Origin of the sequence: Pseudomonas sp. AN3A02 (assembly GCF_011765255.1) — a bacterium.
Classification (GTDB): domain Bacteria; phylum Pseudomonadota; class Gammaproteobacteria; order Pseudomonadales; family Pseudomonadaceae; genus Aquipseudomonas.
Genome location: NZ_JAARNI010000002.1, coordinates 791,826 through 813,492, shown reverse-complemented (window position 1 = coordinate 813,492; position 21,667 = coordinate 791,826). Strand labels below are relative to the sequence as shown.

General features: G+C 60.6%; 20 protein-coding genes. 3 read left to right on the top strand and 17 right to left on the bottom strand.

The window, feature by feature from the left end; translation table 11 throughout:
- Positions 1-63: 63 nt before the first annotated feature.
- The 8 genes from HBJ59_RS13550 to HBJ59_RS13515 all read right to left on the bottom strand — a co-directional run bounded on the left by HBJ59_RS13550 (position 64) and on the right by HBJ59_RS13515 (position 10,601).
- Positions 64-708, bottom strand: a complete 645-nt coding sequence (locus HBJ59_RS13550) for a hypothetical protein (protein WP_076016211.1) — start codon at positions 706-708, stop codon at positions 64-66.
- Entirely contained in the window at positions 705-5,336 is a 4,632-nt protein-coding gene (locus HBJ59_RS13545) for an RHS repeat-associated core domain-containing protein (protein ID WP_256670835.1), read from the bottom strand. The genes HBJ59_RS13550 and HBJ59_RS13545 overlap by 4 nt, the downstream gene beginning before the upstream one ends.
- 174 nt (positions 5,337-5,510) lie before the next feature.
- Positions 5,511-6,272, bottom strand: coding sequence for an SDR family oxidoreductase (locus HBJ59_RS13540; RefSeq protein WP_167663839.1), 762 nt, complete (start codon positions 6,270-6,272; stop codon positions 5,511-5,513).
- The gene (locus HBJ59_RS13535) at positions 6,265-7,065 is read right to left on the bottom strand and encodes an SDR family NAD(P)-dependent oxidoreductase (RefSeq protein WP_167663838.1); all 801 of its coding nucleotides are present in this window, start codon (positions 7,063-7,065) and stop codon (positions 6,265-6,267) included. The genes HBJ59_RS13540 and HBJ59_RS13535 overlap by 8 nt, the downstream gene beginning before the upstream one ends.
- The gene (locus HBJ59_RS13530; RefSeq protein WP_076016034.1) at positions 7,058-7,879 is read right to left on the bottom strand and encodes a molybdenum cofactor biosynthesis F family protein; all 822 of its coding nucleotides are present in this window, start codon (positions 7,877-7,879) and stop codon (positions 7,058-7,060) included. The genes HBJ59_RS13535 and HBJ59_RS13530 overlap by 8 nt, the downstream gene beginning before the upstream one ends.
- 86 nt (positions 7,880-7,965) lie before the next feature.
- Positions 7,966-8,625, bottom strand: coding sequence for a LuxR C-terminal-related transcriptional regulator (locus tag HBJ59_RS13525; RefSeq protein WP_167663837.1), 660 nt, complete (start codon positions 8,623-8,625; stop codon positions 7,966-7,968).
- A 51-nt stretch (positions 8,626-8,676) separates the two neighbouring features.
- Entirely contained in the window at positions 8,677-9,042 is a 366-nt protein-coding gene (locus HBJ59_RS13520) for a cupin domain-containing protein (protein WP_167663836.1), read from the bottom strand.
- Positions 9,043-9,302: 260 nt separating this feature from the next.
- Positions 9,303-10,601: an FAD-binding oxidoreductase gene (locus HBJ59_RS13515; protein WP_076016037.1), complete on the bottom strand. Its 1,299-nt coding sequence runs from the start codon at positions 10,599-10,601 to the stop codon at positions 9,303-9,305.
- Between the two features lie 195 nt (positions 10,602-10,796).
- On the opposite strand from HBJ59_RS13515, the gene hpaR (HBJ59_RS13510) reads away from it, so the two are divergent.
- Positions 10,797-11,219, top strand: coding sequence for a homoprotocatechuate degradation operon regulator HpaR (hpaR, locus tag HBJ59_RS13510; RefSeq protein WP_003209875.1), 423 nt, complete (start codon positions 10,797-10,799; stop codon positions 11,217-11,219).
- Between the two features lie 132 nt (positions 11,220-11,351).
- On the opposite strand, the gene hpaI is transcribed toward hpaR (HBJ59_RS13510), so the two are convergent.
- The 8 genes from hpaI to HBJ59_RS13470 all read right to left on the bottom strand — a co-directional run bounded on the left by hpaI (position 11,352) and on the right by HBJ59_RS13470 (position 18,651).
- Positions 11,352-12,152 (bottom strand): 4-hydroxy-2-oxoheptanedioate aldolase, encoded by an 801-nt coding sequence (gene hpaI, locus HBJ59_RS13505; RefSeq protein ID WP_167663835.1) that lies wholly within the window; start codon positions 12,150-12,152, stop codon positions 11,352-11,354.
- Positions 12,153-12,170: 18 nt separating this feature from the next.
- Positions 12,171-12,974 carry a 2-oxo-hept-4-ene-1,7-dioate hydratase gene (hpaH, locus tag HBJ59_RS13500; RefSeq protein WP_167663834.1) on the bottom strand — a complete coding sequence of 268 codons (804 nt, stop codon included), beginning with the start codon at positions 12,972-12,974 and terminating at the stop codon, positions 12,171-12,173.
- Between the two features lie 10 nt (positions 12,975-12,984).
- Positions 12,985-14,289, bottom strand: a complete 1,305-nt coding sequence (locus HBJ59_RS13495) for an MFS transporter (protein ID WP_076016041.1) — start codon at positions 14,287-14,289, stop codon at positions 12,985-12,987.
- A 50-nt stretch (positions 14,290-14,339) separates the two neighbouring features.
- A complete protein-coding gene (locus HBJ59_RS13490) occupies positions 14,340-14,732 on the bottom strand; it encodes a 5-carboxymethyl-2-hydroxymuconate Delta-isomerase (RefSeq protein ID WP_076016042.1) in 393 nt (130 codons plus the stop codon).
- A 14-nt stretch (positions 14,733-14,746) separates the two neighbouring features.
- On the bottom strand, positions 14,747-15,604 hold the full coding sequence (gene hpaD, locus HBJ59_RS13485; RefSeq protein ID WP_017478949.1) for a 3,4-dihydroxyphenylacetate 2,3-dioxygenase: 858 nt from the start codon (positions 15,602-15,604) through the stop codon (positions 14,747-14,749).
- Between the two features lie 148 nt (positions 15,605-15,752).
- Entirely contained in the window at positions 15,753-17,213 is a 1,461-nt protein-coding gene (hpaE, locus tag HBJ59_RS13480) for a 5-carboxymethyl-2-hydroxymuconate semialdehyde dehydrogenase (RefSeq protein ID WP_167663833.1), read from the bottom strand.
- Between the two features lie 5 nt (positions 17,214-17,218).
- Positions 17,219-17,989, bottom strand: coding sequence for a fumarylacetoacetate hydrolase family protein (locus tag HBJ59_RS13475; RefSeq protein ID WP_167663832.1), 771 nt, complete (start codon positions 17,987-17,989; stop codon positions 17,219-17,221).
- Positions 17,986-18,651: a fumarylacetoacetate hydrolase family protein gene (locus HBJ59_RS13470; protein WP_167663831.1), complete on the bottom strand. Its 666-nt coding sequence runs from the start codon at positions 18,649-18,651 to the stop codon at positions 17,986-17,988. Before HBJ59_RS13470 ends, HBJ59_RS13475 begins: the two co-directional genes overlap by 4 nt.
- Before the next feature lie 143 nt (positions 18,652-18,794).
- On the opposite strand from HBJ59_RS13470, the gene hpaA reads away from it, so the two are divergent.
- On the top strand, positions 18,795-19,697 hold the full coding sequence (gene hpaA, locus HBJ59_RS13465) for a 4-hydroxyphenylacetate catabolism regulatory protein HpaA (RefSeq protein ID WP_003209891.1): 903 nt from the start codon (positions 18,795-18,797) through the stop codon (positions 19,695-19,697).
- 11 nt (positions 19,698-19,708) lie between these two features.
- Here hpaA and HBJ59_RS13460 read toward each other — a convergent pair whose 3' ends face one another.
- Positions 19,709-20,965 (bottom strand): OprD family porin, encoded by a 1,257-nt coding sequence (locus HBJ59_RS13460; protein ID WP_167663830.1) that lies wholly within the window; start codon positions 20,963-20,965, stop codon positions 19,709-19,711.
- 212 nt (positions 20,966-21,177) lie between these two features.
- Between HBJ59_RS13460 and hpaR (HBJ59_RS13455) the strand changes: the two genes are divergently transcribed.
- A complete protein-coding gene (hpaR, locus tag HBJ59_RS13455; RefSeq protein WP_010175430.1) occupies positions 21,178-21,600 on the top strand; it encodes a homoprotocatechuate degradation operon regulator HpaR in 423 nt (140 codons plus the stop codon).
- Positions 21,601-21,667 lie beyond the last annotated feature (67 nt).

Sequence of the window (21,667 nt, the reverse complement as noted above, 5' to 3'; positions counted from 1 at the left end):
TTTGATGCAAAAATATATGTGCGCGCCAGTGTTGTTGTAGTTGTAGCGGATTCAGGTGTTCGTTTATGATTTGGTGTGTATGTACCTGTAGACATCTTGTTGGGTGATTTCTCGGATTTCATTTTTTTTGATTGCGCTTACTAAGTTTTCTTGAGCATCAATCATGCTTATAAATTGAGCGGCGGCATGTGTTTCTGAATCAAAAAACCTGCAAAGTATCGTATGTGTTTGATTTTTAAGGAAGGTGCTTGTGCTTTCGGTAGTGGCTCTTTTCTCGAAAATAGTCATGTCGATCCAAAGCTGTTCTATTGCAGCACCGGATTTTTGCATCACTAAAATAGTTTCGCTTGAGCCTTCCAGAGCGGAATTTATTATTTTTTTTGGATTGGTTGGAAGGTTTTTTATTATAGAGTATATGTTTGTGTTTATGTTTTTTTCGAATACGTCTCCATTTTTTATTTGGTCAGATAATCTCTTTTTTAGTAGGTACTCCTCTGTCTTTGAGAAGAACTCGCCCCATCCTATCGACCGCCATTCTCGTTTGATCGGCCACTCTTCAAGTAAATATTCAGCTACATTGCACCAGGAGCTCCAGACTCCATGGAAGTCATGATCGATTAACGTTAATGTGGAAAATCGAGCATCATCTATCTGCTCTATTTCATTCCAAGGTTTTACTCCAACTTCATTTATGTATGCTGTTTTCATGGTTTTTCCTTGAAATACGTATGTGAGTCATCGCCTATCTTCAAAGGTACTTTTATTTCGTCAACTGTGTTTTTTGTGTTGAAGTGTGGGCCGTGATTGCCCTCTACATGACCTAGCGAGTGCTCATAAATTTTGGTCATATGGCCTTCTTTAAGGCTAAAAACATATGTCCTGCCCGATATGTATTTATCTTGATCACGGATCTTATCTCTTTCAACCGCTATAGGCTGCGTGCTTCGTGGAATACCACCAATCTCTTTAGCTCTTCTCAGCGCTGCATTTCTTGAGAGCTTACTATCGAAGCCTTTAGGCGGCTCTACGTCGCCCTCGTTTACCTTGGCTTTGCTCGCTGGGTCTTCAGCACGATGTGTCGGCTTACATCCATCTCCTCCCGGACAGGTACTCAACCCCAACGGATCCACCCACCCCGTCGGGTTGGGCACGTATTGGTAGCCGTTCAGCCCACCCGCCAGCTTCACGGGATCGGGCGTCAGGTAGCGGCCAATATCCGGATTGTAGTAGCGATGGCGGTTGTAGTGCAGCCCGCTTTCCGGGTCGAAGTATTGGCCCTGGAAGCGCAGCGGGTTGGTGATGGTGTTGACGTCGAGCTTGGCGATTTGGCCGTAGGCGCGGTAGTGGGCGGACCAGACGATTTCGCCGTCGGGCGCGGTGAGTTCCTGTGGGGTGCCGAGGTGGTCAAGTTGGTAGTGGAAGGGTTTTACGTCTTCCGGGCCGTAGCCTTTGAGCAGTGCTAACGGGCGAAAACTGTTGGGTTCGTAGAGGTAGCTTTGGTGGTGATCGGCGCTGTATTCGGCGATCAGGGTGTCGCCTTGCCAGAAGAATTCGGTCTCGCCGTTGACGACTTTGGCGATGCGCCGTCCAAACGGGTCGTAGCGATATGCGGCCTCGGTACCGTCCGGTTGGGTGACGCCGATCAGGCGGTGCTGGCAGTCGTAGCGGTATTCGGTGACCAGTTTTTGAGCGCGGCCCCGGCGTTCACGCAGGAGGTTGCCGAAGGCGTCGTAGTCGTAATGACGGTCGCCTTGCATCAACAGGCGGTTGCCTTTGACGATGCTGGGACCGACGCGGTCTTGCATCAGCAGGTTGCCCGCCGGGTCATGGACGAAGCGTTCTTGCAGATCGTGCGAATGGTTGGCGCGGGTCAGGCGGTCGAGCGGGTCGTAGTGGTAGTCGTGCTGGCCTTTACGGGTGTCGAGGATGCGGGTCAGGTTGCCGCGTTTGTCGTAGTCGTATTGGCGGCGTTGGTGGCGTTGTTCTTGTTGGGTGATGGCGTGGGCGTGCAGGCGGCCCTGGTCGTCGTGGTGGTAGTGGCTGAGAAGTTGGCCTTGCTGGCGCTGGTGTTCACGGCCGGATTTGAACAGGTGCGAGGTGAGCGGTTTGCCATTCAGTTCGACGGTGGCAAGGTCGCCGCCTTTGTCGTGGTGAAAGGTGAGGCGGTTGTTGTCGGGCAGGCGCAGGTAGTTGAGTTGCCCACATTCGTCGTAGCGGTAGCGCAGCGTGCCCCAGCCTTGGTGCTCGGCGGTGAGGCGGTTTTGCAGGTCGTATTCGTAGTGGAGCGGCCAATTACCGTCGTCGACGTTGAGGAGATTGCCGAGGCGGTCGTAGGTGTAATTGACTCTGCTGCCGTCAGGCAGGGTTTTTCGTACAAGGCGACCGGCGCTGTCTCGCTGATAACCGGTAACCAACTGACTGCCGTCATCGCCGTATTCGGTCTTTTCCAGCAGGTGCCCGGCGAGGTCGTAGGCATAGGCGGTGCGGCGCCCATCAAATCCGGTCTCCTGCTGGATCAGGCCGTTGGCGTGGTACTCAAGCCGATAGGTTTCCCCAGCCTCGTTTTCGATCTCGGTGAGTAACAGCCGGACATTGTCATAACGGTATTTGAGCTGCGTGCCGTCGGGATTTATCCGACGGCTGATCAGATGCAGGCCGTCGGCATACTCATAGCGAGTAACCCGCCCCAGCTCGTCACGTTCGGCAGTGATTTTTCCGTACGGGTTGTAGCTGAATTCGCGAGTGCCGCCGTCGGGCTGAATCACTTTCAGCAGGCGCCCCACGGCGTCCCACTGATACTGGGTCAGCGCGCCATGCTCATCCTCGCAAGCCACCTGTCGCCCCAGGTCGTCATAGCGATAACGCCGCACTCCGCCATTCGCCAGCTTCTCTTCGGTGAGCTGGCCACGCTCGTTCCAGATCAGCCGCTGGCTGCTGTTGTCCGGATACCAGACGCCTGTAAGCTTTCCGTGTTGGGTGTAGGTGTATTCGGTGTAGTTACCATCCGGATCGGTCTTGCGGGTGATATCGCCTTGGTCGTTACGCTGGTATTTCCACACCGCGTCACCACGACGTACAACCCGCACGAACCCGTTGTCATGCTCGTAGGACGTGGGTGCATCGTCACCGGGAAACAGCGCAATCAACCGACCGGCTTCGTCGTACTGATACGCCGTGACCGCTCCCAGCGGGTCCTGCTCGACCGTCAGGCGGCCTTTTTCATCGTAGGATTTGAAGTGCTGCGCGCCGTCCGGATCGATCCGCTGCACCAGCCGTGCGCGCTGGTCGTGGACGTAGACTTCCTGGCTGCCATCGGCGTTGTGCACGGTGACAGTGCCGTTGTCGTCCCACACATACCGCGTGTCCATCTGCGAAAAGCTGGCCCAGTGCCGGATGCAGCGTGCCGCCTTGCCAGACCTTTCCCACTCCCAAAAGAAACTCGCCCCACCGGCTAGCTCCCGCTCCAGGATCACCTGTTGATCGTCGTAGCGATAACGTTCGCTTTCGCCGATAGCGTTGGTCGCTTCGATCAACCGCCAAGCATCGTCGTACGTGTAGGAAACAACGTTCTGTTCGGTAACCCAGCTGAGTTCCCGCTGCACCTGATAGTCGACTGCAACGATGTGCCCCCGGTCATACCGCAGCAGCAATCCCTGGCCGACGTGGTTATCGATCCGCTGGATCCGTCCTGAATAGTCGCGGGAAATGCGCAGCCGGTTGTCATACGTATCGCTGATCGACGTCAGAACACCGTTGCGGAAGTGGTAGAAAAAGGACGCCTGAGCCAGCACCAGTTCATCGGGCAACGAGCCCAGATAAACCGCCGCTTCCGCCAGGCTATTGGTGATGGCCGGCCGCGCAGCAGAGGGCAGGGGAAATGTGGTGCTGCGATTCTCGTGATCGGTCCACACCACCGATTCGCCGCTCACCACCAACCGCTGAGCCAACGAATGACTCCAGCCAAACCCCAACCCGCAATCCACTTCCACGGCACTGCTGCGATACAACCGCGTCCAGGCAAACGGCAGCACACCCTCCAACGAGCCGTCAGTGAGAGTCAGCAGCTCCTCACCGGTAACCATCGAAACCGGGCAGCCATCGGTACAGGTATTCGCCGAACAGACCGAAGCATCCCCATTGGGATTTTTCGCCGAAGCAGGCACATCATCCACAGGCTCCTGCTTCACCAGCGCTGTTCGCGCCGTTTTGGGCTCCCGCACCATGGGTGCCGGGTTCGAAACTTCCTCCACGCCAGCCTTCAACGGCACCGCCGCAGCCTTCACCGGCACGGCATGACTCTGAAGCGATAACGGCTTAAGCACCTCCGCATGCCCATCCAACGGGGCCTTACCACCCAGCTTGGCAATCTGCTCCAACCACTCCCGTGCCTGCTCGGACTTGACCTTGCCCAGCACCTGCGCACCCAAGCGCACCGCCACACCCATCCCGCCGGTAGCCCATAGCAACAGCAGGTTGAGCAGCACCTCGGTGGTGATTTCCCCGAGCAACTCAAGCATGTAATGCGGTGGCAGCATGCGCATCCAACTGACCATTGCGGACAGGTAGATGAACAGCAACGGTTCATCACTCAGGATCAGCAACCCTTTGGCAATCGCCTCATTACTGAGCTGCAGCAGCGCTCCAAGCTCGGCCTGGGAGAGGTACTGCAGCAGCTTTTCGCTGTTGGGCCTGATATCTGCCAGCCACTGGTACAGTTGCGCAATACCGTCCCACAGACCGTAAAGCACGTTGCCAAAGCCTTGCGCGTACGCCTGTTGCAGCGAGGTGTACCGATCGACAAAGTCAGCCTTGGAATAGCTCTCCCATATCGGCTTGAATGTGCTCGTCCACTCGTCACGCAAGCGGCCTTCCAGCGAGCTGATCTCGGACTGATAGGAGGCATACAGCGCCTTGACGTGGTCCTTGGAAACGTTGGGGTAAAAGCTGACCCGGTACTGCCGGTCGACGGTGCACTCGGTGACTTCGAGAATGCCGCTGGGGCCGATGGTTTTATGGATGGGGTCGCCGAGGGCGCCACCGTCTTGCGCGACTTCCTGCAGCATCACTGGCGTATTGCCGATGGGCACGAAACGCGTGCTATGGAACATATGCACCAGCTTCAACGACGCGTTGGCTTTGCAGGTCGCGACGGTGCTGCTGGGATAAAGAGAACGGGTGATGGGCGCAACCAGCGCAACTTCATCCCCCACCTTGAACACCTGCTCGACATCCAGCGCCGAAAAGCTCCAGAAGCTCTCGGCCCATGCGTCGTAGGTGTTCAGGCAGTGCGTGAAGTCGTTGAGAACCCCGCCGACGTCGCGCGTCTTCGGGTCCATCGCCGCCACGACCAGAAAGCCTATGGCGGGAATCAAGAGACAGCCCCATCGGGCAGGGCATTAATCGGAAAAAGCATCGGCGTTCCCTCGCACTGTGTGATCAGGCGAGGGACTTTGCAGCGGTTCTCAAGGCGGGGGAGTAGAGGTTATCCGGCCGTTCGGTAGGACGTTTCGTTAAACCTCCGGCAAGGTCGAGCCGCCGTCTACCACCAGCGTTTGTCCGGTGATGTAACCCGCCAGGTCCGATGCCAGGAACAGCATCGCCCCGGCAATATCCGCTGGCGCACCCAACCGTCCCAGCGGCACCCGGCTGGCGATCTGTGCGTTCACCTGGTCATCCCCCAGATTGCCCATGGCGGGCGTGGCGATCATGCCGGGTTCCACCCCGTTGACCCGCACGTTCAAACTGGCCAGTTCCAGCGCGGCATTGCGAATGAACCCGTTGACCCCGGCCTTCGACGCCGCATAGTGGCTCAAACCCGGAAATGCCACCCTCGGCCCAGTGACTGAAGATGTGACCAGCACGCAGCCCCGACCCTGACGGCGGAACATGGGCAACGCCGCCTGGGTCAGCCAGAACAACGCCGAGAGATTGACCGCCAAGGTGCGGTCGAGCATCGCCGGAGTGATTTCGGCAAAGGGCGTCAGCGGAAAATACCCGGCGTTATGCACCAGAATATCTAGCCGCCCCCAACTTTGTTCCAGCCCGGCAATCAGCGCGAAAACCGCAGCCGCATCCGCCAGATCCACAGTCACCGCTTCCACCTGGCAGCCGCGCCCGCACAGTTCCAGCGCGAGTGCCTGGGCCAGTTGCAGATCGGCGATCATCACCCGCGCACCTCGCAGCGCAAAGGCTTCGACGATGGCCCGACCGATGCCCTGGGCGCCACCCGTCACCAATACGCTGCGCCCGCTGAAATCCAGGTCCTCATCCATGATTCAGCTCCATATGCGCGTAGGCCAACGTCGGTACATCGACGATGCTCGAACCACCGTCCGCCACCAGCGCCGCACCCGTAATGATCGACGCTTCACTGGACGCGAGGAAGCGGCACACCCTGGCGATTTCTTCAGCGCTGGCGGGGCGTCGCAACGGCACGTCGGCGCACACCCGGTCGTAGGCGTTTTGCAGTGTCTCGCCATGAAAATCCATCAACGGCTGCATTTCTTCATCCGCCATCGGCGTGCGCACCCAGCCCGGGCATACCGCATTTACCCGCACCCCGCGCGGGCCGTAATCCCGGGCCAGCGAACGGTTGAGCCCAAGCAATGCATGTTTGGCTGTGGTGTAGCCGCACACTTCGGGCCCGGCGGCCAGTGAGGCAATCGAACCCATCAGCACGATGTTCCCGCCACTCTCCAGCAGCAGCGGCAAACACGCCCGCGCGCTGTAGAAAGCGCTGTCGAGGTTGCTGCGCAGCGCCGCTTCCCAGGTCTGCGGGCTGGTGTTGGTGGCGCTGCCCATGCCATGGCCGCCCGCGCAGGCCAGCAGCACGTCGATCCGCCCGAAGCGCTGGCGAATCTGCTCCACAAAGCCCGCCCACGTGACAGGGCAGGCCGCATCACCCACCAGCACCAAACCTCCGGTTTCCCGCGCGACCTGCTCCAGCGGCTCGCGACGACGGCCGATCAGCACCACATGCGCACCCTCGGCGGTGTACAGCCGGGCGCACGCGGCACCGATGCCCGTGCCGGCCCCGGTGATCACAATCGTGCGCGGCTCAGTCATCGGGATGCTCCGTGCGGTTGAGTACCTGGCAGTAGGAGCTGATGGGGAAGTTCGACAGCTCATCGAAAGCCGCCCCGGCATAGCCGAAGATCTTGCCGTCGCTGCGGTGCTGTTGCAGGTCGATCAGCACCAGGCCAAGGGTGGGGATGATTTTTTCGCGCCAGACGAACAGGTACAACTGGTCGGCGATCTTGTAGTAATGGCAGCGGTCGGTGTCGCACAGGCCTTGCTCGACGCCCTTGAGGCATTGCCAGGCGTAGAACTGGTGGTTGAGGTAGATGTGCTCGTAGACCTCGCTCGGGCTGTAGCGGTACTGGTTGCGCAGGCCGGTCAGTTCGGTGGTGGGCGCGTGGGGGCACTGGCCGGCTTGCCAGGGGCGGTCGAGGCTGCCGTGGAGGAATTCCACCTCCACTGAAGTCAGCGGTTTGCCGGCCAGGGCGCGGCTGTAAAGGCCTTCGCGGGTTTGTTCCTGGGTGGGCATGCGCCCGAGCACGGCGGTGAACGAGGCGCTGGCGGTGTCGAGCACCAGGCTGACCGACCAGGCTTGGGCGCCTTCGCGTTTGATGAAATCCACCAGGTACAAGCCGGGGCGCACCGAGGTCGCGCGGTAGGATGCGCTGCCGCTGGAGTGACCGTCGGCCGCGACCCAGGACAGACTGTCGCGCTCGAAACGGTGCTCGATCTGCCAGCCATTGGCGAAGTACAGGGTAAAGGTCTTGCCGCTCAGGTCCGCCAGGTTCGGCAGGATGAACGCTTCGGGGGCGAAGCCGTCGGCCAGGGCGCCCACGGTGATCCAGTCAGAAGGTGTGGTCATTTGCGATGCTCCGGTTGAGTGGGTGAACACCTCGGATCATCGCGCCCGGGAGCAGGCCCGGGTATCAACCGGATGGTTGAGGCGGGCTACAGAAACAGGCTGCCCACCAGTTCGGTGCGGCTGCTGACGCCGGTCTTGCGAAACAGGTTGATCAGGTGGGTCTTGATGGTGGGCAGGCCGACTTCCAGCTCCCGGGCCAGCTGTTTGTTGCTGGCACCCTGGCGCAACAACAGGGCGATCTGGCGCTCCTTGGGCGTGAGGTCGGCCAGTGCATCTTCAGCGGGTTGCATATTGGCCACGGCCAGTTGCAGCAAGGTTTGCAGTGCATTCAGCTGGGCCAGTTGCTCGCCGGTGAAGGCGCCCTGGTCGGCGGTGCGCAGCAACGAAATCGCCGCCTGGGGCTGGCCGCCACGCTGGGCGAGGATTTCCACCACATCCACCACGCCATACCGCCGCAGAAAATCCCCATAGCGCCGAGTATCCCGCACCGGCTGGCGGGCCATGGCAAAACCCAGCGGCACCACCGCCAAGCCACTGGACAGGCAGTTGCGTGGTTGCAACGGGTCGAATTGGCGGTAGTTGTCCAGGTAGTCGCGGTGCATCTCGCCGCTCATGCCGTGCAACTGGAAATCCCGGGCTTGCAGGTGGCGGTCGACACAGTAGAACGCGGCCTGGCTGACCGGAATCAAGCGGGTGAAAGCCTGCAGGCACTGGCCGGCGACTTCGTGGACGGGGAGGGCGTGCATGGTAGGTCACCTGCGCCAAAAGGCTGCCGACGGGTGCGGCAGCCGGGGCCATCACACCACGGCAAAGTAGTGTTTGACGAAACTTTCGCTGACCACTTCCCACAGCACGGGAGTGCCCTTGGTCACGAACCAGCTGTCGCCGGCCTGGTAGCGGGTGCTCTGGCCGGTGGATTCATCGGTGAGTACCACCTCGCCGGAGACCACGGTGGCTTGTTCGGCGAAGGGATAGACCATGCGGAATTTGCCCTGGGTGGTGCCGAAATAAGCGCTGCTGACCGGGTCGGTGGGGGCACCGAAGGTCATTTTGCCGAAGGCCCGGACTTCGCCTTCGAGGATGGTCGAACCGAGATCGGCGACGGTGCCCCAGGCGTCGAGTTCGGATAGCTGGATGTCTTTCTTGAGGGTAACGAGGGTCATGGCAGTTGCTCCTGATGAGAAAAAATTAGCGATCAACTGTAGGAGCGAGCTTGCTCGCGAAGGTCGTCAACGATGACGTTGGCGTCCTGGATGAACGCGGTGCCCTCGGGTTTTTCGCGAGCAAGCTCGCTCCTACAGGTGTCAGGTGTCAGGTGTTAGGTGTTAGGTGACAGGTGTCAGGTGTCAGGTGTCAGGTATTAGGTGACAGGTGACAGGTGACAGGTGACAGGTGTCAGGTGTCAGGTGTCAGGAATCGGGCTTTAGCGGCGGCCGTTCCAATAACCGGAAAGCTGGTGCCAGGACTTGCCGGCGGTGAGCAGCAGTGGGCGAATCGCGTCTTTGCCGATGATGGTCGGGCGGTGGATCGAGCTGACCAGGTCATACCGCGCCGAGCCTTCGCTCATGCCTTCGGCCAGCACCTTGCAGATGATGTGGCTCGGCGTCACGCCGAAGCCTGAATAGCCCTGCACATAGAACGCGTTGCTGCGACCGGGCAGGGTGCCGATCTGCGGGAACAGGTTCGGGCTGCAGGCCATCGGGCCGCCCCAGGCCAGGTCGATCTTCACGTCCTTGAGGTACGGGAAGATCTTCAGCATCAGGTTGCGGTTCCAGGCTTTCAAATCGCCGGGAATGTGCTCCACCAATGGCGTGGCGGCCCCGAACAGCAGACGGTTTTCGTTGGTGACGCGGTAGTAGTCGATCACCGGGCGAATGTCGCTGTAGGCCCCGCGAATCGGGCTGATGCGGTTGATCAGTTCTTCGGACAACGGCTCGGTCATCATCTGGAACGCGTAGGTGTTGATGGTCGAGCGGTGCAGTTCCGGTTCCAGTTTGTTGAGGAAACTGTCGCAGGCCCACAACAGCTTGCTGGCCTTGACCGAACCGCGGCCGGTGCGCACGGTGATGCGTTCGCCGTAGCTGACTTCCAATGCCGGGCTGTTCTCGAAAATCTGCACGCCGTGGCCGGCCAGGGCCTTGGCCTCGCCCAGCAGCAGGTTCAACGAGTGCACATGCCCGCCGCCCATGTGCAGCAGGGCGCTGCTGTAGGCGTCGGAGCCGATGATCTGCTTCACGTCGGAACCGCCAAGGAAGCGGATCTCGTGTTGGGTGTTGATGGACTTGAAGTCTTTTTCCCAGGCGCGCAGGGTCTTTTCCTGGCGGGCGTTGAAGCCCATGTAGCCGTAGCCATGGCAGAAGTCGGCATCGATGTCGTACTTGGCGATGCGATTCTTGATGATGTCGGCGCCCAGGTCGCTGATCTCGAAGATCTGACGCAGGCCGTCTTCACCCACGTCCTTCTTGATCTTCTCCAGGTCGTGGCCGATGCCGGCCATGATCTGCCCACCGTTGCGCCCGGTGCCGCCAAAGCCCAGGTAACGCGCTTCCAGCACGACGATGTTGGTGATGCCTTTTTCGGCGAGTTCCAGGGCGGTGTTGATCCCGGAAAAGCCACCGCCGATGATCACCACGTCGGCTTCCACATCCTGTTCCAGGGTGGGGAAGCTGAGGTTGTATTTCTTGGTTGCCGTGTAATAGGTCGGCGTTTCGATATTGATCATTGCGCTGCCTGACAGTGAAGAGCTAATGAGTGTATTAAGGGCGTTGGCGCGCTGGATGTCTTGATTCTGTGTGCCGGGCTTTTTGATCCTGCGCGCCAGAGCCTTCGCCGGGTTCACAAGTTATAGCGTGAGGCGGGGAGGAGAGTGTTAGAGTTTCGTTAAAACATTAACTAAATCTATCGTGACCCTGAGCCTATGTTGAAACCCAGACAATCCCTGACTTTGACCCTGTTGCAGGCCCGTGAAGCGGCCATGAGTTTTTTCCGGCCCTCGCTGAATGAGCATGGGCTGACCGAGCAGCAGTGGCGAGTTATTCGAATTCTCAGCCAGCATGACGAGCTGGAGATTTACCAACTGGCGGAACTGGCGTGCATTCTCAAACCGAGCATGACCGGCGTGCTGGTGCGTATGGAGGCGGCGGGCATGGTGCACCGGCGCAAGGCCGAGCAGGATCAGCGGCGGGTGCTGGTGACGCTGGCGGAGAAGGGCAAGGCCAGTTTCGAGTCGATGAGCCAGTGTATGGAGGAGAATTATCAGCGGTTGCAGGAGCAGTTTGGGGAGGAAAAGTTGCAGGTGTTGTTGGGGTTGCTGGATGAGTTGAAAACCATCAAACGCTGACACACCGCCGATCCAAATGTGGGAGCGGGCTTGCTCGCGAAAGCGATGTATCTGTGCCAGATTTGTCGGCTGACACACCGCTTTCGCGAGCAAGCCCGCTCCCACATTTTGGATCTTTGTCGTTTCAAAGAGTTAGTACACGCCGCCGGTAGTCGCAGGTGCTGCGGTGTCTTTGAACTTGGCAGCCAACCCCTGCAACCCGCGCATCAGCACCGTCGTATCCACCCCCACCGCCACAAACGCCGCCCCCAACTCGATGTACCGCCGCGCCAATTTCTCATCCGCACTCAGGATCCCCGCCGCCTTGCCAGCCTTTTGAATCCGCCCAATCGCGTCCTCAATCGCCGCCTGTACCTCGGGATGCCCGGGATTCCCCCGATGCCCCATGGCCGCACTCAAATCCGCCGGCCCGATAAACACCCCGTCCACCCCTTCAACCGCAGCAATCAGGTCGAGGTTGTCCAGGCCTTCACGGTTCTCGATCTGCACCAGCAGGCACATCTGCGCATCCGCTTCATCCAGATAACCCGGAATGCTGTTCCAGCGCGACGCCCGTGCCAGCGCGCTGCCAACACCCCGCACGCCAAAGGGCGGATAGCGCACGGCCCGCACTAACTGTTGAGCCTGCTCTGCCGTCTCTACCATCGGCACCAACAGCGTCTGCACGCCAATATCCAGCACCTGCTTGATCAGCGCGGTATCGCCGATCACCGGGCGAATCACCGGTTGGCTGTCGTAAGGCGCAACGGCCTGCAACTGGCCGAGCATGCCGCGCAGGTCATTGGGTGCGTGCTCGCCGTCGATCAGCAGCCAGTCGAACCCGGCATTCGCCGCCAGTTCGGCGCAATAGGCGTCGGCCAAACCGAGCCACAGGCCGATCTGGGTTTCGCCACGTTGCAGGCGCTGCTTGAAGCGGTTGATGGGCATGTCCATGAAGCAGTCCTCCAGTATTCAGACAAAGCGGCAGGAGATGGAACCGAGCATGTCGTAGTCGACATGGAAGGTGTCGCCCGGATTCGCCGCCACCGGGCGGGTAAACGAGCCGCCGAGGATGATTTGGCCGGGTTGCAAGGTCACGTCGTAGGGCGCCAGTTTGTTCGCCAGCCAGGCCACGCCCTTGGCCGGGTGGTTGAGCACGGCAGCCGACACCCCGGACTCTTCGATCACTCCGTTGCGGTACAACACCGCCGGCACCTTGCGCAGGTCGATCTCGGTGGGGCGTACGGCGCGGCCGCCCATGACTACGCCGGCATTGGCGGCGTTGTCGGAAATGGTGTCGAACACCTTGCGCGTGGCGTTGGTGTGCGGGTCGATCTGCTGGATGCGCGCGTCAATGATTTCCAGGGCCGGGATCACCCATTCAGTGGCGTCCAACACGTCGAAGATCGTGCAGTTCGGCCCCTTGAGCGGCTTGCCGAGGATGAACGCCAGCTCCACTTCCACCCTTGGCACGATGAAGCGCTCGAACGGAATATCGGTGCCTTCGTCGAAGAACATGTCATCGAGCAGGGCGCCGTAATCCGGCTCGGTGATGTTCGACGACACCTGCATCGCCCGGGACGTGAGGCCGATCTTGTGCCCGACCAGCTTGCGCCCGTCCTTGATTTTCTGTGCCACCCAGGCGCGCTGGATGGCATAGGCATCGTCAATAGTGATGTTCGGGTGTTCCAGGGAAAACTGGCGCACCTGTTCACGGGAACGCTCAGCCTGGTCGAGGCGGGCGGCGGCTTGCTGGATGTGGGCTTGATCAAGCATGACGAAATCTCTACTGGGGATTGACGATGGCAGCGTGGGTGCGCAGCACCAGCAGGCCGCCGAGGGCGATAAGCAGCGCCAGCACATACAGGGCCAGGCTCGCGCTTTGGGTGGTGTCGCGCATCCAGCCGATCAGGTACGGCGCGAGGAACGAAGCAATGCTGCCGAACGAGCTGATCAACGCGATGCCGGCCGCCTGGGTGCTGTTGGACAGGAACGCCGGCGGCAATTGCCAGAACATCGGCAACGCGGCGCTGGCGCCCATGCCGGCCAGGATCAGGCCGCCCAGCACCAGGGTCGGATTGGTGGGCGAGAGCCCGGCCACGGCGATGCCGATGGCCGACATCAGCAACGGCACGCACAGGTGCCAGCGGCGTTCGCGGTTGCGGTCGGATGAGCGTCCGCAGCCGATCATGAAGAAGCACCCGGCCAGGTACGGCACGGCGCTCAGCAGGCCGACCTGACTGTCGCGGCCGATGCCGGCGCCGTGAATCAGGGTGGGCATCCAGAACGCCAGGGTATTCACCGCCAGCATTACCGCGAAGTACACCGCCACCAGCAGCCACACCTGCGGGTCACGCACGATGCCGCCGAAGGAGGTGATGGATTTGCGCTGTTCTTCACTGCTCAGTTGCTCGCGCAGTTGCTGCTTTTGCGCCGGTTCCAGCCACTTCACGGTTTCGAAGCTGTCGGGCAGGTATTTCAGAACCACCAGACCGAGCAGCACCACCGGTGCGCCTTCGATCAGGAACATCCACTGCCAGCCCCGCAGCCCGCCGAAATCATGGAAGTGCTCCAGGATTGCACCGGACAACGGCCCGCCGACCACACCGGCCATGGGCACCGCAATTGCAAACAGCGCGGTGACTTGCGCCCGGCGCCGTGCCGGGTACCAGCGGTTGAGAAACACCAGGATCCCCGGGAAGAAGCCGGCTTCCGCCACCCCCAGTAGAAAGCGCAACACGTAGAAGCCCGTGGAGCTTTCGATCCACAGCATGCTGGTGGACAGCACGCCCCACACCACCATCAGGCAGGCGATCCAGCGCCGCGGCCCGACCCGGTCCAGGGCCATGTTGCTCGGTACCCCGAACAGCGCGTAGGCGATGAAAAACAGGCCGGCACCGAGGCCGTACACCGTGTCGCTGAAATGCAGGTCGGTACTCATCTGCATCTTGGCGAAGCCGATGTTGATCCGGTCCAGATGGGCAAACAGGTAGCAGATCAGCAGCAACGGCATCAGTCGCCAGGTGACGATGCTGTGGGTGCGCTGATGTTCGATCAGGGTGGTGCTGTCGGCGGTATTGGCTGTGCTCATGATGTTGTTCTTTTTTGTTTGAGTGCCATGGGCGGAAAGGTGGGCTGCGGTCAGCCCGCCTGGTTCTTCAGGAATGCGTGCACGTTGTTCTGCTTGAAATTCAGCTCGGGGTGCAGCTCGATCATCTCGAACGACAACGCCAGCAGCCGTTGGGATTGCAGCTCGGCGAAGTGTTCGGTGATGACGTTGAACAGGGCTTCAGCCACCGTCTTGCGGGTTTCCAGGTCTCGCCCGTGGCCGACCTTGAGGGTCATGTGGACGAAGGCGTAGTCATGCTTGCCGTCGGCCATGCGCCAGGTGTCCAGGCGCACCCCGCGACTGCGAATACCCCCGAGGGGAAACACGCCGCTGTCGCCCAGCACGGCGTGAACCTGCTCGAACAAAGCGGGCAGGTTGGCTTGCTGTTCGAGGTTGTCGGTGTATTCGGCGATGAAGTGCGGCATGTGCGGCTCCCGGATCAGAGGGGAAAAATGGCATTGATCTGGCCGGTGCCCGAGCTGCCGAACGGCTGGGTGATGATCTCGGCCGGCTGGTTGTAGTCCGGCCCGCCCAGCAGTCCCAGGAGCATTGCGGTGTCGTGCATTTTGCCTTCGCCGAAGCAGTGCTCGGCGTAGTCCGGCAGCATCGCGCAGAACTCTTTGAAGCGGCCTTGCTTCCACATTTCCACCACGTGCAGGTCCATCTGCTTGTCGAATTCACGGGTCCAGTTGTGGATGTTGGCTTCGGCTTCGCGGTCGTCCGAGAAACGGTGGGAGAGGGAACCCGAGGCCAGCACCAGGACTTTGCGGTCGCTCTTCTCGATGGCCCGGCGCACGGCGGCGCCAAACGCGAAGCTGTCTTCCAGGCGGTGCCAGGCGCACCAGGCGGCGATGGAGATCACGTCGAACTTCTGCTCGTCGGGCACGCCCATGTGCATGTAGCGCATCGGGACCAGGGTGCCGTATTCCAGCTCCAGGCTCGGGATGTTGTGGGCCATGGTGCGCACGCCGGCCAGGTTGGCCTCGGCGGCGATCAACTCGCCCAGCTCCGGGCAGCCCGGGTACTCGTACTCCATGTTCTTGATGAAGTGCGGCAGTTCGTTGCTGGTATAGGTGCCCTTGAAATGCTCGCCACAGTTGACGTGATAGCCGCTGTTGACCAGCCAGTGCACGTCGAACACCACGGCGGTGTCGGCCCCCAGCTCACGGGCGCGCCGCCCGATTTCCTTGTGCCCGGCGATGGCTGCTTCGCGGCAACCGTGGTGCTTGCCGGGCAGTTCCGACAGGTACATCGAGGGGACGTGGCAGATCTTCGCTGCCAGAACCACTTCGCCCATGATCATTCTCCTGAGTATTTATTTTTTTGTAGGAGCGAGCTTGCTCGCGAAAAACATCAACGATAACGCAGCACTTCTGTTAGCCCGCAGCGCCTGCGGGTTCTTCGCGAGCAAGCTCGCTCCTACAGGGAGCGTTGTTATATCCGGGTTACACACCCCAGCGCGGGATGTGGTGACTGCCCATGGAAATGCACACGTTCTTGATCTCGGCAAACACTTCGAAGCTGTACTGGCCGCCCTCACGGCCGGTGCCGGAACCTTTTACCCCACCAAACGGCTGGCGCAAGTCCCGCACGTTCTGGCTGTTGATGAACACCATGCCGGCTTCGATGCCGTAGGCCAGACGATGCGCCTTGCCGATGTCCTGGGTCCAGATGTACGACGCCAGGCCGTACTCGGTATCGTTGGCCAATTGCAGCGCTTCGGCTTCGTCCTTGAACGGAATCAGGCACACCACCGGGCCGAAGATCTCTTCCTGGGCGATGCGCATCTGGTTGTTCACATCGGCAAACACCGTGGGCTGGATAAACTGCCCGCGGCTCAAGTGCGCCGGCAGGTTGGCCGGGCGTTCCAGGCCGCCGGCCAGCAGGGTGGCGCCTTCCTCGAGGCCAATCTTGATGTAGCCGGTAACCTTGTCGTAGTGGGCCTGGGTGATCATCGAGCCGACCTGGGTTTTCGGGTCCTGCGGGTCGCCGACGATCAGGCGCTTGGCGCGGGCGGCAAACTCGGCGACGAACTGCGGATAGACGCTCTCCTGAATGAAGATCCGGCTGCCGGCGGTGCAGCGTTCACCGTTCAGCGAGAAGATGGTGAACAGTGCCGCGTCGAGGGCGCGTTCCAGGTCGGCGTCTTCAAAAATCAGCACCGGCGACTTGCCGCCCAGTTCCATGGAGTACTTTTTCAACCCTGCGGTCTGCATGATTTTCTTGCCGGTGGCAGTACCGCCGGTAAAGGAAATCGCCCGCACGTCGGGGTGGCGCACCAGTGCATCACCGGCGGTGGCGCCGTAGCCCTGGATCACGTTCAGCACGCCTTTGGGAATCCCGGCTTCGACCGCCAGGCGCCCCAGTTCATTGGCCGTCAGCGGCGACAGCTCGGACATTTTCAGCACCGCGGTATTGCCCAGCGCCAGGCACGGCGCAGTCTTCCAGGTGGCGGTCATGAACGGCACGTTCCACGGCGACACCAATGCGCACACACCCACCGGCTGGTACAGGGTGTAGTTGAGCATCTGGTCGTCCACCGGATAACTGTGGCCATCCATGCGGGTGCAGACTTCGGCGAAGAAGTCGAAGTTGTGGGACGCCCGGGGAATCAACACGTTTTTGGTCTGGTGGATCGGCAGGCCGGTGTCGAGGGTTTCCAGTTCGGCCAGGTGTGGCACGTTCTGTTCGATCAGCTCGCCGAGCTTGCGCATCAGGCGGGCACGTTCCTTGGCCGGTGTTCCCGCCCATTTCGGAAAGGCTTCCTTGGCCGCCGCTACCGCCTGCGCCACTTCCTCGGCGCCGCCGCTGGCGACTTCACCGATGGCTTCGCCGGTGGCCGGGTTGTAGTTGATGAAGGTGTCTTTGCTTTCGACCTCACGGCCGTTGATCCAGTGTTTGATCATGTTGCTCAAGCCTCTTTCCGGGCGGCGAAAAAGTCCGCCTCGCTGACAATTCGATTAACCAGGCGACCAACGCCTTCCACTTCTACGACCACTTCATCCCCCGGCACCACATCGGCCAGGCCCTCCGGCGTGCCGGTGGCGATCATGTCGCCGGGCTGCAGGGTCATGAAGCTGGACAGGTATTCGATCAAATACGGGATGTCGAAAATCATGTCTTTCGTGCTGCCTTCCTGGCGCAGTTCACCGTTGATCCAGGTGCGCAGTTTCAGGTTGCTCGGGTCTGGCACGTCGGCGACGTCGACTATCCATGGGCCGACAGGCGTGGTGGCGTCGCGGTTTTTCACCCGCAGGTTGGGGCGGTAGTAGTTTTCCAGGTAGTCGCGGATCGCGTAGTCGTTGCACACCGTGTAGCCGGCCAGATACTCCAGGGCGTTCTCGCGTTTGACGTTGCGCGCCGGTTTGCCGATGACCGCCACCAGTTCGCACTCGTAGTGCATGTAGGCGACGTTGTCCGGGCGCCAGGTCACCTGGTTGTGGCCGGTGTAGGTGCCGGGAGACTTGATGAACGCCAGCGGTTCGGTCGGCGGCTTGAAGGCCAGTTCGGCGGCGTGGTCGGCGTAGTTCAGGCCCAGGGCAAACATGCTCCCGTTGGCCGGTGGCAGCCATTCGACCTGGTCTTCAGCCAGCAGGCGACCGTCGGCCAGGCGCACGGCGTTCTCAGCTTCGACCTGTACCGAATGGACTTCACCTTCAAAGCGAATACGCGCGTGTTTCATGACAGCTCCTCTGCCTTGATGTGGTTGACCAAGCGGCCCAGGCCGCTGATCTCGACTTCAACCGTGTCGCCTGGATGCACATCCACGCGGCCTTCGGGAGTGCCGGTGATCAGCACATCGCCCTCGTGCAGGGTCATGAACTCGCTGATCTCGGCGATCAATTGCGGGAGGCTGCGCACGAAGTTGGCGGTGGAGTTTTGCTGGCGCAGTTCACCGTTGACGAACAGCTTCACGCTCAGTTGGTGCGGGTTGGCGACCTGGTCGCGGGCCACCAGTTCCGGGCCCAAGGCGCAGAAACCGTCCCGGCACTTGGCTTTCACCGCAGGGCGGTAGTAGCTGTCTTCCGGCAGGCTGAACTCATTGATGATGGTGTAGCCGGCCACATGCTCCAGGGCGTTTTCGACGCTGACACGGCTGGCGCTCTTGCCAATCACCACCCCGAGTGCCGGGCCGGGTTGCAGGCGTTCACCTTGAGGGTGCAGCACCACGCCGTCGTGGCCGTTGCGGGTGTTGGGCGTCTTGATGAACAGCACCGGCTTCACCGGTGGTTTCTGGTAAGGCGCTTGTTCGAATTCGGCGAGACGTTGGTTCAGCAACCCCTGGTAGTTCAGCGCAACGCCGAACAGGGTGCCGTTCGCAACATCATGCAGGGCACGGCTCATGCTTTTCTCCTGGCAGTGGCGGGGCAGATTCGGGCCTGCTCCGTGGGATATTCGTTAACCTGTTAACGTTATAATTAAGATGTTAACTATCGTCAAGCGTGGCAATATTTCAGGGCACTCAAAACAACAAAGAGAATGCAGTGATGAGCGATCGTCAGCCGATCCCCAACATCAACATCGGGCAGGTCTACGACCAGCGTTACAGCGATGCCGAGGTGCACTACGACCGGCTCGGCAACCTGGCGGGATTTTTTGGCCGGAACATGCCGGTGCATCGTCATGACCGGTTTTTCCAGGTGCATTACGTCAAGACCGGCGCGGTGCGGGTCTATCTGGACGACCAGCAGTACCTCGAATCCGGGCCGATGTTTTTCCTCACGCCGCCGACGGTGGCGCATTCCTTCGTCACCGAAGCCGACGCCGACGGCCATGTGCTGACCGTGCGCCAGCAACTGGTGTGGGCCTTGATTGACGCCGACCCAAGCCTGGCCCCCGGCGCACAATTGCCGGCGGCCTGTGTGGCGTTGGCGCGGCTGGCGCCGGAGTTTCAGCCCGAGGTACGCCGCCTGGAATTCCTGTTCGACGAGCTGTGCAGCGAGATCAACGCCCAGGCCAGCGGACGCGGTTCGGCCCTCGACAGCCTGACGCGGCTGATCATGATCAGCCTGCTGCGGCTCTGCGCCAATTCCCTGGAGGCTCGTCCGGCACGTCACGAAGACCTGCGAATCTTCCACCGCTTCAACGAACTGATCGAAGACCACTACCTGCAACACTGGCCGCTGTCGCGTTATGCCGACGGTATCGGCGTCACTGAAGCGCGACTCAACGAGGTGTGCCGGCGGATCGCCGACCTGCCATCGAAACGCCTGATCCTCGAACGGCTGATGCAGGAAGCCCGGCGCCTGCTGCTGTTCACCGGCAGCTCGGCGAATGAAATCTGCTACCAGTTGGGGTTCAAGGACCCGGCGTATTTCAGCCGGTTCTTCCAGCGCTACGCGCAAATGACGCCGGGGGAGTACCGCCAGCGTCAATCGGGGTTGCGTTGAGGCGCCCGGCGTTACCACAGGGCCACGGTGTAGCCGATGATCACCCGGCTTTCGTCGATATCGCTGGTCAGGCCGTTGCTTGAGCGCAGGGTGGCGTTGCGCAGCCGCACGTTGACGTTCTTCAGCGGGCCGCTTTGCACGGTGTAGATCAGGTCGGTATCGCGCTCCCATTCCCGGCCGTTGCGCACCGTGGCGGTTTGCGCGTGGCTGCCGTCGACGTAGCGGGTCATGAAGGTCAGGCCGGGCAGGCCGAGGGCGGCGAAGTTGTAGTCGTAGCGCGCTTGCCATGCATCGGTGTTGGCCTTGGTGAAGATATTGATGGTCACCAGGTTGACCGAGTACGGGTCTTGCCCCGGGAAGGCAAAGTCGCCGTCGCCGGAAAGGTTTTGATAGCCCAGGCCGAATTTGTGCGCGCCTACCGACAGGCTGAACATGCCGTTGAAAAAGCGGTTGTCGATCCGACCGCCGTCGACCCGGGTAGGGCTGCGCAACAGCGTGCTGCCTTGCTCGCGGGTGTCGAAGTAGCGCAGGTCGGTGCGCAGGTTGACGCCCTGGGCCAGCGGCAGGTCATGCACCAGGCCGATGAAATTCTGGCGGTAGATGTCCTGCATCTGCGCGTAGTAATAGGTCGCCGCCAGGTGCGGATTGATTGCGTAGGTGCCGCCGGCCAGGTCCAGGTGGCTGCTGGTGACGCCGCCGTAGCTCATGGATTCGTTGTTGGAGGAGTCCCGCAGGTTCTGCTTTTCCAGGCGGCCGACGTTCAACGTCAGGCCGTCGATGTCCTGGGAGGTCACCAGTTCACCGTTGTAGGTCGACGGCAGCAGCCGGGTGTCGTTGTAGGCGGCCACCGGTAAAACCGGTTGCAGGGTGCCGAGCTTGAGCACGGTTTTCGACAGGCGCAGCTTGGCGGTCAGGCCGAGTTCGCTGTAGCTGTCGGCCGGCTCGCCGCTGGCGCCAGACGGCAGCAACCCGGTGCCACGGCGGTCGCGGCTGGAATCGAGTTTCAAGCCCATTTCACCCAAGGCATCCACGCCAAAACCGACCACGCCTTCGGTGTAGCCCGACTCCAGGCGCAGCACAAAACCCTGGGCCCATTCGTCCGCTTTGTTCTGCGGCGCGTTGGCCTGGCGAAAGTCGCGGTTCATGTAGAAATTGCGCAGGTCCAGGCTGGCTTTGCTGTCCTGGATGAAGTCGGCGTGGGCGACCAGAGGGGTAAACGCGGCGCACAGGCCAGCGCTTGCCGCCTTGCGAAAGAGGCACGAATGCATGAGGGGCGTTCCTTTTGTTGTTTTTGTTGGTATGCGCCCTCTGCTAGGTCAGGGGCGGCATATTGTTAACATGTTATCTATAGGCTGAATAGCGGGATTAGCAGGTTTTTTAAAAATCGTTTCTAAATTAATGATTTGTTCCATGCCTCGGGTTGCATGCACACGGTACCGACTCTAAGCTTCGACGCTTCGACCTTTGATACGCGTGAACCATGCCCACCCCTAGACCGTCCCTTACGCTCACCTTGCTCCAGGCCCGCGAAGCGACCATGGCGTTCTTCCGGCCATTGCTCAATGAACATGACCTGACCGAACAGCAATGGCGGGTGATCCGCATCCTGCGTCAGCAGGGCGAACTCGAAAGCCATCAACTGGCGCACCTCGCGTGCATCCTCAAGCCGAGCATGACCGGCGTGCTGGGCCGGCTGGAGCGTGACGGCATCGTGCGCCGGCGCAAATCCGCCGAAGACCAGCGCCGGGTCTTCGTCGCCCTGACCGAACAGGGCCAGCAGTGTTTTGTCGACATGAGCGCCGGGATGGAAAGCAACTACCAGAAGATTCAGGAGCAGTTCGGCGAGGAATCCCTGGAGCAGTTGATGGAGCTGCTCCAAAAGCTGAAAGGCATCAAGCCGTAATCCTCAAAAAAATTGGCTGAAGCCTGTCCCTTTTTTTCACGTGGCTGGTCATTCCAGGTAAGTGAAC

What these genes read in the sequence shown, in the direction of transcription:
- hpaR (WP_003209875.1), top strand. Translation starts at nt 10,797, where the DNA reads ATGTTGAAACCCAGACAATCCCTGACTTTGACCCTGTTGCAGGCCCGT.
- HBJ59_RS13525 (WP_167663837.1), bottom strand. Translation starts at nt 8,625, where the DNA reads ATGCACGCCCTCCCCGTCCACGAAGTCGCCGGCCAGTGCCTGCAGGCT.
- HBJ59_RS13550 (WP_076016211.1), bottom strand. Translation starts at nt 708, where the DNA reads ATGAAAACAGCATACATAAATGAAGTTGGAGTAAAACCTTGGAATGAA.
- hpaI (WP_167663835.1), bottom strand. Translation starts at nt 12,152, where the DNA reads ATGGACATGCCCATCAACCGCTTCAAGCAGCGCCTGCAACGTGGCGAA.
- HBJ59_RS13545 (WP_256670835.1), bottom strand. Translation starts at nt 5,336, where the DNA reads ATGGACCCGAAGACGCGCGACGTCGGCGGGGTTCTCAACGACTTCACG.
- HBJ59_RS13495 (WP_076016041.1), bottom strand. Translation starts at nt 14,289, where the DNA reads ATGAGCACAGCCAATACCGCCGACAGCACCACCCTGATCGAACATCAG.
- HBJ59_RS13520 (WP_167663836.1), bottom strand. Translation starts at nt 9,042, where the DNA reads ATGACCCTCGTTACCCTCAAGAAAGACATCCAGCTATCCGAACTCGAC.
- HBJ59_RS13515 (WP_076016037.1), bottom strand. Translation starts at nt 10,601, where the DNA reads ATGATCAATATCGAAACGCCGACCTATTACACGGCAACCAAGAAATAC.
- hpaA (WP_003209891.1), top strand. Translation starts at nt 18,795, where the DNA reads ATGAGCGATCGTCAGCCGATCCCCAACATCAACATCGGGCAGGTCTAC.
- HBJ59_RS13475 (WP_167663832.1), bottom strand. Translation starts at nt 17,989, where the DNA reads ATGAAACACGCGCGTATTCGCTTTGAAGGTGAAGTCCATTCGGTACAG.
- hpaD (WP_017478949.1), bottom strand. Translation starts at nt 15,604, where the DNA reads ATGGGCGAAGTGGTTCTGGCAGCGAAGATCTGCCACGTCCCCTCGATG.
- hpaR (WP_010175430.1), top strand. Translation starts at nt 21,178, where the DNA reads ATGCCCACCCCTAGACCGTCCCTTACGCTCACCTTGCTCCAGGCCCGC.
- HBJ59_RS13535 (WP_167663838.1), bottom strand. Translation starts at nt 7,065, where the DNA reads ATGACTGAGCCGCGCACGATTGTGATCACCGGGGCCGGCACGGGCATC.
- hpaE (WP_167663833.1), bottom strand. Translation starts at nt 17,213, where the DNA reads ATGATCAAACACTGGATCAACGGCCGTGAGGTCGAAAGCAAAGACACC.
- hpaH (WP_167663834.1), bottom strand. Translation starts at nt 12,974, where the DNA reads ATGCTTGATCAAGCCCACATCCAGCAAGCCGCCGCCCGCCTCGACCAG.
- HBJ59_RS13490 (WP_076016042.1), bottom strand. Translation starts at nt 14,732, where the DNA reads ATGCCGCACTTCATCGCCGAATACACCGACAACCTCGAACAGCAAGCC.
- HBJ59_RS13540 (WP_167663839.1), bottom strand. Translation starts at nt 6,272, where the DNA reads ATGGATGAGGACCTGGATTTCAGCGGGCGCAGCGTATTGGTGACGGGT.
- HBJ59_RS13530 (WP_076016034.1), bottom strand. Translation starts at nt 7,879, where the DNA reads ATGACCACACCTTCTGACTGGATCACCGTGGGCGCCCTGGCCGACGGC.
- HBJ59_RS13460 (WP_167663830.1), bottom strand. Translation starts at nt 20,965, where the DNA reads ATGCATTCGTGCCTCTTTCGCAAGGCGGCAAGCGCTGGCCTGTGCGCC.
- HBJ59_RS13470 (WP_167663831.1), bottom strand. Translation starts at nt 18,651, where the DNA reads ATGAGCCGTGCCCTGCATGATGTTGCGAACGGCACCCTGTTCGGCGTT.